Raw genomic sequence first — 15,006 nt, 5'->3', positions numbered from 1 at the left:
GTCGCAGATCAAGAATCCCCGTAATAACCTTTTATTGATCATTGATCACTGATCATTGATCATTGTTTATCAGCTTCCGACTATCACTTTTGCAAACCGTAAGACCTTTCCATTCAGGAGATATCCTTTTTCTGTCTGGTCAATGACTTTACCTTTCATATCGTCAGAAGGAGCCGGGATGCTGGTGATTGCCTCATGAAAATCGGTGGTGAAGGGCTGGCCATTCGACACCATTTCCTGCAAGCCTTTTTGTTCCAGGATGCTCTTCAGCTTATTATAAATGATAATTTCACCTTCTCTGATAGCATCGACACTCTCCGCGGTTTCCGACAACGTCAGCGCCCTGTCAAAATCGTCAAGCACTGGCAGCAGTGATGCAATGACATCGGCAGAAGCTACATGACTATACTCGATTTTTTCTTTCAGCACCCTTTTGCGGTAATTCTCGAAATCGGCATATAACCGAAGGTATTTATCATTGAGCTTTTCTATGTTCTCCTGCAATTCTTTTTCCCTTGTTTGTTTCTTTTTACTTTTTAGATTACCCGTGCTTCCCTGATGGATTTCATGATCTTTTTCCTTCAGGTCTTTAGGGTTGTCCTTTTCTTTTTCACTTGTCATGTTAGCAATAGGATTACTGGTTTAACCAATTTTTCTGATGGAAGCAAAGGTAATGGAAACTATCAAATAATTTGCCATTGGGGGAAGACAGGACATTTTGGCAGTTAAGCGTATTTTCTTGATTGGGATAAGCGGAACGGTCATAAGCGTTCAATTTCGGCTCCCAGGTTTCGCAGTCGTGCTTCAATATTCTGATAGCCGCGGTCGATCTGTTCGATGTTATGGATGGTGCTTTTACCTTTGGCTGAAAGGGCGGCGATGAGGAGGGCGACGCCGGCGCGGATATCGGGCGATGTCATTTCAATGCCGCGGAGAGGGTATTCATGGTCTAATCCGATGACCGTAGCACGGTGCGGATCGCAGAGGATGATGCGTGCTCCCATGTCAATCAGCTTATCTACAAAGAACAGCCGGCTTTCGAACATTTTCTGATGGATGAGGACGCTTCCTTTGGCTTGAATGGCCACGACGAGGGCAATACTGATCAGGTCAGGCGTGAATCCCGGCCATGGCGCATCGGCGATGGTCATGATAGAGCCATCCATGAAGGTCTCTACTTCGTAATGGTCTTTTGCAGGAATGAGGATATCCTGGCCTATTGTAATGATTTCGACGCCCAGCCGCCTGAAGATTTCCGGGATGATACCCAATGGTTCAATGCCGACATTTTTGATGGTGATCTCCGATTGTGTCATGGCTGCCAGGCCGATGAAGCTGCCTACCTCAATCATGTCGGGCAACAGCCTGTGTGTGCAGCCTCCGAGAGAGGTGACACCCTCGACAGTCAGCAGGTTGGAGCCGACACCGGAAATCTGCGCTCCCATATTATTGAGCATCTTACATAACTGGATGACATAAGGCTCGCAGGCAGCATTGAAAATGACGGTCTTTCCTTTTGCCATGACAGCGGCCATGACAATGTTGGCGGTGCCGGTAACAGAGGCTTCATCGAGCAACATATAGGTTCCTGCGAGTCCAGGTGCCTGTACATCATAAAGATGTTCCTCTTCATTGTAGTTGAATTTGGCGCCGAGGTTCATCAGCCCGGTGAAGTGGGTGTCGAGCCTGCGCCGGCCTATCTTGTCGCCGCCCGGAACAGGTATAGAGACTTTTTTATACCGTGCCAGAAGGGGTCCCATGATCATGATGGATCCCCTGAGCTTTGTGGCCTTTTTCCTGAAATCGCGCGAACGTAAATAGTCCAGGTCTATAACCTCAGCCTGAAAAGTGAAAGCATCCTCGCCTGTCTTACCGACTTTTACACCCATCTGCCGCAACAGGTCGATCAGATTGTTAACATCAAGGATGTCGGGAATATTTTCGATGACCACTTTATCGGGGGTCAGCAGGACGGCGCAGATGACCTGAAGAGCCTCATTTTTCGCACCCTGGGGAATGATCTCTCCCTGGAGTCTTTTACCACCGTTGATAATGAATGAACCCATTGAAGCAGGTTTTATTCAAAGGGCTTTTGTTTCTTTTCCTTTCTGACCTTATTGTAGTTATGGTTCAGATTGTTGTTGTGGTTGCCGTTACCTTCTTTCTTGAACTTCTTCTTTTTATTCCGGGCAAGGATGTCGTTAGTATGGCTCAGTCTGTCCTCATCGCTCAGTTTAAGTTTTCCTCTCGACAGGGTGTTCAGGTGATCAGCGATGAGTTCGTCTGTCACGGATTCCCTGTTCCAGCTCAGGTATGATTTTTTCAGATGGTTGGCAATGGTTCTGGTGATGGCCTGTTTCTCAGGGCCATCCTCCATTTCAATAGCCTTGTCGATGATTTTATCGATATTCTTGCCATAATACCTGAACATGATGTCACCTGGATTGTGATAGGGAATCCTTTCTGGTCTGAGGGCAATTTCCTGCGGAGTAGGAGGAGGAAACGGGGCGTCGATGTCAAGTTTATAATCAGCAATGATATGCAGATGGTCCCACAGCTTGTGCTTCACGTCGCCCATTTCGCGCGACACGGGATTCATCTGTGCCATTAAATTGACGATGTACTTTGCCAGCTGGGTTCTTTTTTCCCTGTCTTCAATGGCAATAGTGTATTCGATCATCTTCTGGATGTTGCGGCCATACTCGCGGATCACCAGGTTATTGCGGGTGGTGTTGTATTCCATTGTAAAATGAAAATTTAAAAATGAAAATTTAAAAATAAAACGTCAAAGTTGCATTTAAATTTTGTAATGATGGAGGAAAGGGCTATCCGGTTATAAATTGGGTTATACCTTACTGAACATCAGGGTGCAAATATAGTAAATTTTTTTGAATCAAAAATTTTTTATTTCGGATGAAATCCCATTACTCATTGTTCAAAAAAACATAAAAAATTTATCATACCATTTATCCAAAAAAATCGAAAATGTGACCCTATTTGCTAATGATAGAACGCGGATTTACGCGGGTAAAGGCGGATTGTCGCGGATTGGGTGATCAGCAGCCATCCGCTGATCATATTGTTTTTGTGAAAAATTGCAACATAATACATCAAATAGTATTACAAATTGAAAAAAATATTTTCAAAAAGTAAAAATCTTTGCACTTGCACGTTCATTTTCGTTACATCGTTTTATCCCTCTTGAGAGGTGTTTATGCAGTATTAATTTTTTTTTAACCGCAAAGGACGCAAAGGTTACGCAAAGGGCGCAAAGGCAGATATTTGCTGTTCCATCCTTAGCGTTCTTTGCGCCTTCTTTGCGAGTTTTGCGGTTTCATAAAAGATTACTTATTAGTTACCACATCCGATTATTATTTTACCCACCTCAACACTCCTTTCCCCCATGAGCCTGACAAAATATACTCCGCTTGGCAGATTGCTGAGGTCTAACGCTGTCTTGCATTCTGTGACCTGTTGATTTATAACCTCCTGACCACTCAGGTTTATTATAGATAAGTGGCTTTTTGTTGGACTTTCAGATGTTTCGATGGTTATCTGGGTGGATGATGGGTTGGGGTAAATCGAAAATAAATCGTTTTGATTTAAATCGTTTACCAGTACTCCACAGGCCGCTTCCACTTCGTCTTGGCTATTACATCCCGTAGCATTATCATGGATTTCAATAGTTCCACCGGGAGCAGCTAAATAATTACAAATGCTTTGTACTTCACAGGTAGACAAGGTGTCGTTATAATAAATATGCAAACCGAGGATAGTCCCTGCATCAATATTGACCAACCCCATTAGACTGATCAGGGCATCGTTAGCATCAATTTGAAGGTTTCCCGCGACGGAAGACAAATCCTCCAGCCCTGTCAGGCTGGCAAGGGCATCGTTATTTTCAATTTGAAGGTACCCCTCTATGGAAGACAGACTCTCCAATCCCGATATGCTGGCCAATGCTTCGTTACCAAAAATTCGAAAATATCCCCCGATGGAAGTCAAGCTCTCTAATCCTGTCAGGCTGATCAGGGCATTGCTATAAAAAATCACAAAGTCTCCCCCTATGGAAGTTAAACCCTCCAGCCCGGTCAGGCTGGTCAGGGCGTTGTTCCAATCAATCGAAAAGCTTTCCCCGATGGAAGTTAAACTCTCCAATCCTGTCAGATTGACTAAGGCATTGTTTCTTTCAATCGAAAAGTCTCCGACGATGGAATTTACATTGTTTAATCCCATCAGGCTGGTCAGGGCATCGTTACCATAAATTTGAAGGAATCCCCCGATGGCAGTCAAATCCTCCAATCCCGTCAGGCTAGCCAGTGCGTCGTTACTGTAAATTCGAAGATATCCCCCGATGGTGGTCAAACCCTCCAATCCTGTCATGCTTGCCAGGGCTTTGTTACCATAAATTTGAAGGTATCCCCCGATGGAGGTCAAATTCTCCAATCCCGTCAGGCTTGTCAAAGTGTCGTTGTTCTCTATCCCAAGGTCTCCCCCAATGGAAGTCACATTGTTTAGCCCGGTTAGGCTGGTCAGGGTAATGTTGGTTTCAATTTGAACGTATCCCCCGAAGGATGTCAAACCCTCCAATCCTGTCAGGCTGGTTAGAGCGTTGTTTTTCCAAATGTAGAGGCTTCCGCCAATGGAAGTCACATTGTTTAATCCCGTCAGACTGGTCAGGGCGTTGTTATTGTCAATCGAAAGGTTTCCTCCGATGGAAGTTAAATTTTCTAACCCCGTCAAGCTGGTCAGTGCGGTGTTACCATTAATTTGAAAGTATCCCCCGATGAAAGTCATATTCTCCAACCCTGCAAGGCTGGACAGGTAATCGTTGTATGCAATTTCAAAATTTCCCCCGATGGAGGTTATTATACCTAATCCGGTGAGATTTGTGATGTCATTTCCACTTATTACCACAGTACCATTTAATTCCGTGCAACCGGAATAGTTTGTCTGGAAGCTGTCGATTTCAGTTTGAGTGTAAAAATAGTAGTTTCCGTAAGGCAGACAAGATAAAGAAATCCCACAGGCATTTGCTACTTCGGGTGGATTGTTGCAGCCGGTTGCATTATTATGAATATCTACTATTCCGCCGGGACTGGATAAATAACCACAAATACTTTGTACCTCACAGGTCGACAATGAGCTGTTACCCTGGATGGATATATTTGTGATAGAGCCCGCATCTATGTTGTCCAGTCCCGACAGACTGGTCAGGGTATTGTTATAAATAATCGAAAGGCTTCCTCCGATGGAAGTCACGTTGTTTAGCCCCGTGAGGATGGTTAGGTGGTCGTTGGAATCAAAAAGAACGGATTCCCCGATGGAAGTCAAACCCTCCAGCCCCGTCAGGCTGGTCAGGGCGAAGTTATAAATAATCGAAAGGCTTCCCTCGATGGAAGTCACATTGTTTAGCCCTGTCAGACTGGTTAGGGTAAAGTTGGAATCAAAAAGAACGGATCCCCCGATGGAAGTCACATTATTCAATCCCATTAAATTAGCTAGGCCATTGATGCCTATAATCTTAAGCCATCCCCCAATTGAAGTCACATTGTCCAGTCCCGTCAGGCTGGTCAAGGAGGGATTACTTTCAGGGTATTGACCTCCAATAATCAGGCTTCCCCCAATGAAGTTCAAACCCTCAAGCCCTGACAGGCTGCTCAGGGAGTCATTACCTCTGATTAAAAGGTTACCACCAATGGAAGTCAATACGCTTAATCCTTCGAGATTAGTAATATCACTTCCACTTATTTTAACAACTCCCTCAATCTCTGTGCAGCCAGGAAAATTAATTTGAAAATTATCAATGTCGGCCTGTGTGGAAAATGTGATGCCTTCGGGCAGGCAGCCCTGGGAAAAAAGAGTTGTGTGGCTTAAGAACACAACTGCGAGTAAAAGAATTAATTTTTTCATAGGATTATTATTTTATCTCTTTTGGAGCGAGTGTTTATACAGTATTAATCTTTGTTTTAACCGCAGAGGCCGCAGAGGAGGCGCAAAGGACGCGGAGGCTGATATCTCTATTGGGACTCAAACCGCGGAGCGGTTGGAGTCCCTTTTTTGCGACCTCTGCGCCTTCTTTGCGTACTTGCGGTTTCAAAAGCGAATCACTTAGTATTTATGCCAACTCATTTTCATAATTATTTCGGACATTCCGCATCAATATATAGTTGTAAATCCAGAAATGACGGAAAATTACTATGGTTATATCGACTACTTACACGATGAAAAGGAGGACACTTTTAAAATAAACTTCATCTTTCAGAAGGATGTGAAAATACAATATATATCGACAAAAATCACGTACTTTCTAAATAATTTTTTATGCTTTTGGGAAGAATCTAAAATGTGAATAAAAGATAAGGGATGACATCTCGGACGAAATGTCATCCCTTTCTTATAAAATTTTCAGCTTTGCAAACCGCAGCAGCAGTTGTTTCTGCCCCACCTCCCTGAAGAATATAGTGGCTTTTTTATTCGGGCCGGCACCTTCAACGGCAATGACCTTTCCTGAGCCAAAACGCTCATGCTCAACCTCCATGCCCGGCTGCAAATCATCCAATTCGGAGGTTTCAAAACCAGGCTTTGTCGTATCCTGACCAATGTTGGAAATCTTCTTCAGGTTCATCCGTTTCAGTGCCGCGAAGCCGGGCTCATCGGGAGTAACCGGAGTGCCGGTGCCGGGAAATCCATTGCCATAAAGTGAAGTTCTTTTTGGGACCTCGATGTATTCAATATCTATTTCGTCGATGAAACGGCTGGGCTCCGATATGGTGAGCGTTCCCCAGCGGTAGCGGTTTTCAGCGTAAGAGATGGTCACTTTCTCCTGTGCCCGTGTCACAGCCACATAAAACAGGCGCCGCTCTTCTTCCAGGTCCGCTCTTGAATTGATGGATTGAATGGAAGGGAAAAGATTTTCTTCGAGGCCGACGACAAACACATACGCGAATTCCAGTCCTTTTGCGGCATGAACGGTCATCAGCGACACATGGTCAGGATCGTTTTTATCAGAGGTGTCTGCATCGGTGAGCAGAGCTACATCTTGCATGAAATGACCTAACGTCCCGGCGCCAGCCTCTGCTTCCTCGCCCGTAGCCGTTATTTTTACAGTAAAGTCTTTGATGGCATTCAACAGTTCCTCGATGTTTTCAAACCTGTTGAGCCCTTCTGTCGTCCGGTCTTCATACAGTTCTTTCATGATGCCCGATGCGGAGGCAATCTCTTTGGCGAGCGTATAGGCATCCTTTTTATCGAGCTGTACCGAATAGCTTTTGATCATGGTGGCAAACTGTGCCATCTTGTTTTGTGTGCCGGAGTTTATATCGAATGAGCTGTCGGGCATACCTTCTATCAGTTCCCAGACGCTTTTTTTCTGCTCGTCGGCAGCGACGATGAGTTTGTCGATGCTGGTTTTGCCGATGCCTCGTGCAGGATAGTTAATGATGCGCATGAGGGCTTCTTCGTCGCGGTTGTTGATCACCAGGCGGAAGTATGCCAGCAGGTCTTTGATCTCCTTACGTTTGTAAAATGACAGGCCGCCATAGATGCGGTAGGGGATATTCAGTTTGCGCAGTGACTCCTCGAAGGAGCGCGACTGCGCATTGGTCCGGTATAAGATGGCAAAGGCGCTGTTCTTCAGCTGGTGGTTCATCTTATTTTCAAAGATTGCATAGGCGACCAGCCTTCCCTCTTCGCTGTCGGTGGTGGCTTTAAGAAGGCTTATCTTGTTACCTGTGTCATTGTGCGTCCATATCTTTTTGGTGATCTGGTCTTTGTTATTGATGATGATGCTATTGGCAGCATTGACGATGATTTGCGTCGACCTGTAGTTCTGCTCCAGCTTGAAGATCTTCAGGTCAGGGTAGTCATGTTTGAAGTTAAGGATATTCTGTATGTTGGCGCCACGGAAGGCATAGATGCTCTGTGCATCGTCGCCCACAACACAGATATTCTCATTGTTGGCAGCCAGCTTTTTCAGGATCATATACTGGGCGCGGTTAGTGTCCTGGTATTCATCTACAAGAATATACTGGAATTTTCGCTGGTACTTATATAACATTTCAGGCTGCTCATTCAACAGGCGGTAGAAGTTCATCAGCAGGTCATCGAAATCCATTGCCGAGGCTTTGACCAGGCGGTCCTGGTATAAGCTGTAAAGCAGGCCTATCTTAGGTTTGCCCGACATCTTATCCTGTGCCATCAGCTCCACATTCTGGTTATAGGCTTCCGCAGTGAGGAGGTTTGTTTTGGCACCGGAGATGCGGTAGAGGACATATCCCGGCGCATAGATCTTGCTGTCGAGTTCTTGTTCGTTAATGATACTTTTTATGAGACTCTTTGAGTCATCGGTGTCGTAAATGGAATAATTTGACGGGTAGCCCAGCCTGTGACCTTCAATACGGAGTATGCGTGCGAATATGGAGTGGAAGGTTCCCATCCACACATTGGGAGCATCCCTGTTGTCGACCAGCTTAAGGATGCGTTCCTTCATCTCCCTGGCTGCCTTGTTAGTGAATGTAAGTGCGAGGATGGTAAACGGATCGATGCCGATGCTGATGAGATAGGCCACCTTATAAGTCAGCACCCTGGTTTTGCCGGAACCCGGGCCGGCAATGACTATAGTCGGCCCTTCCGTGCATTCAACGGCTATGCGCTGCGCTTCATTCAGATGTGAAAGAATGTCCTCCACTGGTTATTTGTTAAGCCAGACAAAAGTAATATTTTACACTGTTCAGATGATAAGTAATTAAATCCTCTTGTTAACAGAAAAACTAGAATATAATTAATACGTCATAATCTCCATCAGACCTTTTTTTATCACCGCCAGCTCGTCACTGGTAATTTCACCGATTTTCTGAATAAGCCTGTCTTTGGATATAGCTCTCACCTGGAAAGTGATGATCTCTGAATCCTGGTCAAGTCCATTTGCCGCATTTTTCTTTAGGACTAGACAGCCTTTATAATTCTTTATCTTTGAGCTTATGGGGCATACGATGCAGATGTTGAAATTATCATTCATGGCGTTCCCGCTTATGATCACTCCCGGCCTTAACCCGCGTTGCTCACTCCCCATTGATGGGTTGAGATTGACCAGATAAATATCCTTCTGCCTCATTCTTCAATCAGTTTAAGATAATCTTCCAGCCCTTCTTCAGCCATATCTGTCATTTCCACTTTATTATTAGCATTCCTGAAGGATTGCACATATTCGGCTTTTTTCAGTTTTTCAAAGTATGTAGCCAGGGCGTTTTCAATGATTTTATTCTTGGGGATTTTGAGTTTCCGGGCATAATAATCTATCATTTGGATTATTTCTTTTGGAAGAGTGCTAGTATAAGTCAGAGTATTTTTCATATTTATTTTTTATTTGCAAATATAAATTATATTTACAAAATATATTAGTTTATTCATTTTTTTTGTCCTTCCTTTTGAAAGTTTCAGGTATGTGATTGGTCTTTAACCACAGAGGAGCACGGAGGTTTCACGGAGGCACACGGAGGTTTTCAGATTTTTAGGCTGCTCCTCCGGAGCTTATGATGATTACAACCTTCATTGTTTACAGACGGCGGGCTCCTCCGGAGCCCATTGTTGATGCTTAAATCCTGTTTGATTGTCTACCTCGGAATGAAGGGCTACTCCAGAGTCCATTGTTCACGATATTAATTTGGGGCATATTACCGGCCCCGGAGGGGCCCCCCGTCAATAGAAAACGTGGATACATATAATTTAAAAGCTCCGGAGGAGCGTCCCATCTGAATATATGGTTTAATATGGGAGAGGTAGAGTAGCTGCACCATGAAAACCAGGAATTCCAAGTCGTTTCACTTGAGGAACAGTCCCTCCAGGAGTATTATGACCGGCCGGCAATCAGGGAAGATGCTACACATTTCCTGCAGTACGCCATGATCCAGAGCTATATTGAGACCCTCCCAAAGATCAAACTGAATCCAAAGAAAATAGGGGAGGCCCTAATACAAGTTGATTTTGAAAAATGACAGCAGACTGACAAGTGTGTCCGGAAATGGGGTATGGCCGGTTATACAAAAATATGAGGGTGAGGTGCGGAAGAACAACGAGAATAAGACTTCATGTTGGGCTGACGCCACTCGAAGACTTTATTATTGGCGATATGTGGCTTTTGTCAGAGTTCTGAAAGCCGTTCTATTTCAGTTGCTATTTTATCAAAAATATCCATGTTCATTATTTTCTCGTCAATGCTATAAACGATGAAAACTTGTCCGCCATACTTTTCCTGAAAATCTTTAAAGCTGTTTTGCATTCTTGCTGAAATGTTATAATTTCCAAGATTTGCATTGGCTGTCACGGGCTTAATTTGTAAACCAAACGCCTTATCGTTAATCTTACCTATAAAATCAATGTCACCCGAATGGTCTAAATGCGGATCTGATTCTTCAAAGACAACATTTTTGAAAACTTTTGCAAGGTTGTCAAAAACTACAGATTTTTCTGTTAGATAGCCATCATATGTTCTGTAAATCGTCAGTTCGTAAATGTAGTCTATACAATCCTCTAACGTCAACGTTCGGATGGCTTCTGTTATTTGGGGAATGACAGTTTCTTTCAATTTAGAATAAAGCCGTTCACCAAGTTCTGTGAGAATTTCTTTGCTTACTTTTATTGGTTGTTTTGTATTTGTTACGGCATTTTCAAAATACCAGGTTTCCCATTGCACAAAAGATTTTGGCTGGCATTGTCGGATTAAGGACATTACCTCTCCAACTTTGGTTGTTTTAGTCAATCCCCATCTTCTGTTTGTGTAGTTCAGTAAAAATTCTTTTGAACCGAAATCTTTAGCGTACTTTTTATATTCAGGCATTAGCGTTTTGTAATAATGTTTGAAATTTTTCTTTGTATTTATAATCCAAATCGTTGTCAACTCGTACTAAACCATTTTTGATTAAATGAGCATTAATAAATGTTTTGTTCTCCAAGTAGAGATAGCAAAGCAAGTTGTTTTCACTGTCATATTTCACATTGTCGTATTTCAGAAATACTCGGTTGCCTTTTGTCTTATCAATGAGGAACAATATCGCCTTTTCGTTAATTACAGGGTCTTCTTTAACGCCAAGAAGTTTTATCGTAAGGTCGTTACTCAACCTGATTTTTTCAGGGCTGATAACTTCTTTTACAGTAAACAGTTCTTCTCTTTTTGTTGAACTGTCTATGTCAATTCTAGAGCCGAACTGCAATTTTTTTACATCTATTTTCTTGTCAAGAGTATGAGGGTCTTTGAAAATGTAAGGAAGTTTTTGTATTTCTTTTTCAAAGTCCGTTATTAAAACTTTTTGTTTTAAAAATTCGTAGGTCGTTCCGTTCAAATCCTTTTGATGAACTTCCAATTTTTCTTTGATGATTGGAATAAATCCAGGGTTGATTTCAAAGCCAACCGAATTCCTGTCAAAGTTTTTAGCTGCTAAAGCAGTTGTTCCGCTACCTGCAAATGGGTCAAGTACGGTTTCTCCAACAAACGAGAACATTTTAATAAGTCGTCTTGGCAGTTCTTCCGGGAACATTGCGATGTGGTTGTTTTGTCTTGCACCGGCAAAGTTCCAATGTCCTGCAAAATATGTGTTCCATTCTTCTGAGGTCATTTGAGAAAGTTCTTTTTGTTCCTTTGTCGGTTTGGGTGCATCTCCCAATTTTTTGAATACCAAAATAAACTCGTAATCAAGTTTCAAAATTCCGTTTCTCGGATATGGATATGAACCCATTTGAACGCCACCACCTGTCGTGTTCGAAGTAGTTACCTTTTGCCAAATAATTGCACCCATATAGTCAAAACCGATGTTTTCACAGAATTTGATTATTTCTTCACGAATCGGGATGACTTTGTAACGTCCGTAATAAACTGCTCTGGCGAATTGGTCGCCAATGTTCACACACAACCTGCACCCGTTGTGAAGAGTTCTGTAGCACTCCTTCCACACCAAATTCAGGTTGTTAATGTAGTTTTCGTAACTGTCGTGGAAGCCAATTTGATTGCCTGTTCCGTAGTCCTTGAGTTGCCAATAGGGTGGCGAAGTAATAATTAGATGCATGGAATTGTCAGGCAATTCAGTCATGTGTCTGCTGTCTCCGATTATTATTTTATGATGAGTTTTCAAAGCTATTTTCTTTTGTTCAAATTTAGTCAAAATGTCGGGCTGTCCCAGCAGAAAGTTCATAAGTTTTTACTTGTCGTTTGATGGTGGCAATGTCGCCTATCCATTAGCACTGACTCCCCGTCTAGCAGCCGCAGTGCCGGATTTATAAGATTTTATTATTATTTCGTAATCATGTTTTTAGCTCCGTCCAGCTTTCCTTACGGACAAATTCCGCATTGCTCGGCGACCAGCTTGTTAGGTGCATTATTTTATTGAATTATTTGCACTGTAACATCCTGATCTTTATCGTTTTAGTTTTACCTTTGTTTAAATAGTTAAACCTCACTTTTATTTCTTCTAAAAGCTCCGATTGAATTTCAATTACGATATTTCCTGTTTTATTACTTTCTGCAGGAATATTGATAGGTGGAAACAATACATTGTTAATTATTTGAATTGGAGCAGGGATAAGTATTGGTCCATCAGACATTCTCCCACCTTGAGTCATTATGGTAATCCCATTTCTAATATTCGACATATTACTAGCACTAATTTCTATATTAATAGCGCTGGATTTTTCATTAATTATCTTTGTGTTCAAAATAATATAATGATTCCCATTGAAGGTTCCTCGATATGAATTGCTGTAATGAATTTTAATTATTATCCTTTTTCGGATTAGAAAATTCCATATTAAACCGCCGATACCAGCAGCAATCAATACGGAAAGGGGCCAAATAAAATTATCCCAAAAACTAGGGTTACTACCCAAATTTTTTAGTGAATCAATTTGTAACAACGTCATAAGTTTTGGATTTAATGGTTAATAATAAAATATTTCACCTAATACATAAAGCTTCTTGTTGGGCTAACGCCACACGATGCCTTATTTATTGGCAGCAGTTTTTTTGCAAATTTCCATCTCAATACAATCATTAATGATTATTTATGTTCTTTAATAGTTAATCTTTTCTATACAATTTCCAATTGGCATAGGTACATGCGCCTTGAATATCTGGAAAAAGAGAAAGGTCATTAATATTCATTTCATATAATGTTTCCAGAATTTCCTCCCGCAATATGTCAGGAATCAATAGCTTTATTAACAGGATATTTTCATTGTGTTCCATATTCATCCATATCGTCATCAATTCCTTTTCGAGTGAATCTGGTGTAGGACTATATGTGAATAACCCACGTTGGCTTACTAATCGTGTATTGAATCCTTTATTTGGACTTACTATTTTTGGAAAATAATTGTTAACTTTTCTTATGGAATATTCACAACATCTTTTTGTGTAATCCGAAATGCCAACAACATTCTCTCCATATTCCTCATAAACATCAATAATTTTCTGGGCACTTTCAATTGAACTTGATTGTATCGATTCTAAAAACCTCTTATCATACTCTCCAATTGCTTGGATTGGATAAGATATACTATTGTTTTTATGACATTCTAAAAAATAGTACCTAATTTGAAAATAATAACTGTCGATAATTTTTTTAGTATTTAAGAAATATACGGCTCTATCTTCTGAGATACTATCAATCTTTTTATGTATTTCCTTTTTTGTATCAGTTCTCCCAATCTTTACAAACCGTTCTTCTCGAAATGCAAAATAAAGTGCAACCCATGGAGAAGCTGTCCAGTCAAGTAAAGGTGTGTTTAGACCATAATGTTGCCCAAGTGCCCATATTTCATATTTGTCTCTTTCTGCATTAAAATGTTCATTAAACCTACCTCTTAACGATGAAATGAAACTTCTGTAGTGCCTTTCTACATATCTCTGATATTTTTCAACACTAACACGTTCCCCTTTATATGACCGTAATATAGTCGGTTCAAGATTATAGGATTTAAATTCCTGACCTCTAAACTGGAAACCATGAAAATTGTTGTTATCTTTTAATATATCAATGAAATCCTGTAATATTTCAATTTTGCATTCTAAATAACCAGTTTCAGAATGCAATACTTTATCCTTATAAATAGGTAGCATGATTATTTTTCTTTATGGAATTCAATGAATTTCTTTTTACTTATCCAATTAGAAACACGTCTCAAAATTGCTGCCAACTATTTGCTAACAGCAATATTACGAATTATATCTATAAAATCCTAATATAAATGAAAGCAACGGATTCTTTATGGTGCAAACCTTGAAATTGATAAACCGGAATTTAAATGGCATCGTCTTTTTCATGATAAACAGAGGTACCTCTCCGGAAAGCCGCCTCTGTTTTATTAGCTCTTTTTGGGTGGTATTTGTTGAAAGCAAGGATGTCATCTTTTCAAAAGATGTCATCCGTATTTTTCTGAATCCAAAGAAACCAGGTGAGGCGCTCCTGAAACACTGGCTTTGAAAAATGACAGCAGACTGACAAGGGTGTCCGGAAATGGGTATGGTCGATAATTCAGAAGTATTAGGGTGAAGTGCAGAAAAGGAACGAAAATAAGGCTCCCTCCAGACGAATTATGTCCTGAATAAGTTAAAATGTTTGAAAATTCGGATTGATATCCAGGAAAAGAAATTTAAAGCATTGATTATACTTTGTTCAGTGAAAAGGCCGGAAGAAATGTATATTACAAAACGAGATCTCGTTCTGCAGGAGCTTGGCCATACATATAAAATGTTTATAACGCTGCATGCCAGTTGTCGGTAATAATAATTACCACTAATAGGTGAGGCTTCATGTTGAACTGACTCCATTCGAAGCCTTATTTATTGGTGGTTGGGTCTTTTTTTTGTGGTTTATATGTAAGCCTTCGGCCTGATGCATATTGACCGGTAATGCAAAATTAGTTTTATTTCCGGGCGATTTTATTTCAGATTATGCGGAAGCAGTTCCTCCAGGCGTTGGATGGATTGATCCGGGATGCGGGTGAGGACTTTGGTGA

12 protein-coding genes are annotated in these 15,006 nt (G+C 41.5%); 1 reads left to right on the top strand and 11 read right to left on the bottom strand.

Annotated features, from left to right (window positions below):
• Positions 1-69 precede the first annotated feature (69 nt).
• From NT175_03135 to NT175_03085, 11 genes are all read right to left on the bottom strand, one after another.
• On the bottom strand, positions 70-621 hold the full coding sequence (locus tag NT175_03135; protein MCX6233706.1) for a nucleotide exchange factor GrpE: 552 nt from the start codon (positions 619-621) through the stop codon (positions 70-72).
• A 140-nt stretch (positions 622-761) separates the two neighbouring features.
• Complete coding sequence (murA, locus tag NT175_03130; GenBank protein MCX6233705.1) at positions 762-2,066, bottom strand: UDP-N-acetylglucosamine 1-carboxyvinyltransferase; 1,305 nt, start codon at positions 2,064-2,066, stop codon at positions 762-764.
• A gap of 11 nt (positions 2,067-2,077) precedes the next feature.
• A complete protein-coding gene (locus tag NT175_03125) occupies positions 2,078-2,743 on the bottom strand; it encodes a DUF4290 domain-containing protein (protein ID MCX6233704.1) in 666 nt (221 codons plus the stop codon).
• Between the two features lie 608 nt (positions 2,744-3,351).
• Positions 3,352-5,913, bottom strand: a complete 2,562-nt coding sequence (locus NT175_03120) for a T9SS type A sorting domain-containing protein (protein ID MCX6233703.1) — start codon at positions 5,911-5,913, stop codon at positions 3,352-3,354.
• Positions 5,914-6,397: 484 nt separating this feature from the next.
• Complete coding sequence (locus NT175_03115; GenBank protein ID MCX6233702.1) at positions 6,398-8,689, bottom strand: UvrD-helicase domain-containing protein; 2,292 nt, start codon at positions 8,687-8,689, stop codon at positions 6,398-6,400.
• Positions 8,690-8,782: 93 nt separating this feature from the next.
• Positions 8,783-9,115 carry a type II toxin-antitoxin system PemK/MazF family toxin gene (locus NT175_03110; GenBank protein MCX6233701.1) on the bottom strand — a complete coding sequence of 111 codons (333 nt, stop codon included), beginning with the start codon at positions 9,113-9,115 and terminating at the stop codon, positions 8,783-8,785.
• Positions 9,112-9,354 (bottom strand): ribbon-helix-helix domain-containing protein, encoded by a 243-nt coding sequence (locus NT175_03105; GenBank protein ID MCX6233700.1) that lies wholly within the window; start codon positions 9,352-9,354, stop codon positions 9,112-9,114. Before NT175_03105 ends, NT175_03110 begins: the two co-directional genes overlap by 4 nt.
• 787 nt (positions 9,355-10,141) lie before the next feature.
• A complete protein-coding gene (locus NT175_03100; protein ID MCX6233699.1) occupies positions 10,142-10,837 on the bottom strand; it encodes an MjaI family restriction endonuclease in 696 nt (231 codons plus the stop codon).
• Positions 10,830-12,083, bottom strand: coding sequence for a DNA methyltransferase (locus NT175_03095; protein ID MCX6233698.1), 1,254 nt, complete (start codon positions 12,081-12,083; stop codon positions 10,830-10,832). The genes NT175_03100 and NT175_03095 overlap by 8 nt, the downstream gene beginning before the upstream one ends.
• A gap of 298 nt (positions 12,084-12,381) precedes the next feature.
• Positions 12,382-12,909 (bottom strand): hypothetical protein, encoded by a 528-nt coding sequence (locus NT175_03090; protein ID MCX6233697.1) that lies wholly within the window; start codon positions 12,907-12,909, stop codon positions 12,382-12,384.
• 157 nt (positions 12,910-13,066) lie between these two features.
• Positions 13,067-14,107, bottom strand: a complete 1,041-nt coding sequence (locus NT175_03085) for an FRG domain-containing protein (protein MCX6233696.1) — start codon at positions 14,105-14,107, stop codon at positions 13,067-13,069.
• Between the two features lie 202 nt (positions 14,108-14,309).
• Here NT175_03085 and NT175_03080 point away from each other — a divergent pair, with 202 nt between their 5' ends.
• On the top strand, positions 14,310-14,471 hold the full coding sequence (locus tag NT175_03080; protein MCX6233695.1) for a hypothetical protein: 162 nt from the start codon (positions 14,310-14,312) through the stop codon (positions 14,469-14,471).
• Positions 14,472-15,006 lie beyond the last annotated feature (535 nt).

The sequence above is a fragment of the Bacteroidota bacterium genome (assembly GCA_026391695.1).
Classification (GTDB): domain Bacteria; phylum Bacteroidota; class Bacteroidia; order Bacteroidales; family JAGONC01; genus JAPLDP01.
Note: the sequence above shows the minus strand (reverse complement) of the source record. Positions and strands in the feature narration are given on the sequence as shown.

What these genes read in the sequence shown, in the direction of transcription:
- NT175_03135 (MCX6233706.1), bottom strand. Translation starts at nt 621, where the DNA reads ATGACAAGTGAAAAAGAAAAGGACAACCCTAAAGACCTGAAGGAAAAA.
- murA (MCX6233705.1), bottom strand. Translation starts at nt 2,066, where the DNA reads ATGGGTTCATTCATTATCAACGGTGGTAAAAGACTCCAGGGAGAGATC.
- NT175_03125 (MCX6233704.1), bottom strand. Translation starts at nt 2,743, where the DNA reads ATGGAATACAACACCACCCGCAATAACCTGGTGATCCGCGAGTATGGC.
- NT175_03120 (MCX6233703.1), bottom strand. Translation starts at nt 5,913, where the DNA reads ATGAAAAAATTAATTCTTTTACTCGCAGTTGTGTTCTTAAGCCACACA.
- NT175_03110 (MCX6233701.1), bottom strand. Translation starts at nt 9,115, where the DNA reads ATGAGGCAGAAGGATATTTATCTGGTCAATCTCAACCCATCAATGGGG.
- NT175_03105 (MCX6233700.1), bottom strand. Translation starts at nt 9,354, where the DNA reads ATGAAAAATACTCTGACTTATACTAGCACTCTTCCAAAAGAAATAATC.
- NT175_03100 (MCX6233699.1), bottom strand. Translation starts at nt 10,837, where the DNA reads ATGCCTGAATATAAAAAGTACGCTAAAGATTTCGGTTCAAAAGAATTT.
- NT175_03095 (MCX6233698.1), bottom strand. Translation starts at nt 12,083, where the DNA reads ATGACTGAATTGCCTGACAATTCCATGCATCTAATTATTACTTCGCCA.
- NT175_03090 (MCX6233697.1), bottom strand. Translation starts at nt 12,909, where the DNA reads ATGACGTTGTTACAAATTGATTCACTAAAAAATTTGGGTAGTAACCCT.
- NT175_03085 (MCX6233696.1), bottom strand. Translation starts at nt 14,107, where the DNA reads ATGCTACCTATTTATAAGGATAAAGTATTGCATTCTGAAACTGGTTAT.
- NT175_03080 (MCX6233695.1), top strand. Translation starts at nt 14,310, where the DNA reads ATGATAAACAGAGGTACCTCTCCGGAAAGCCGCCTCTGTTTTATTAGC.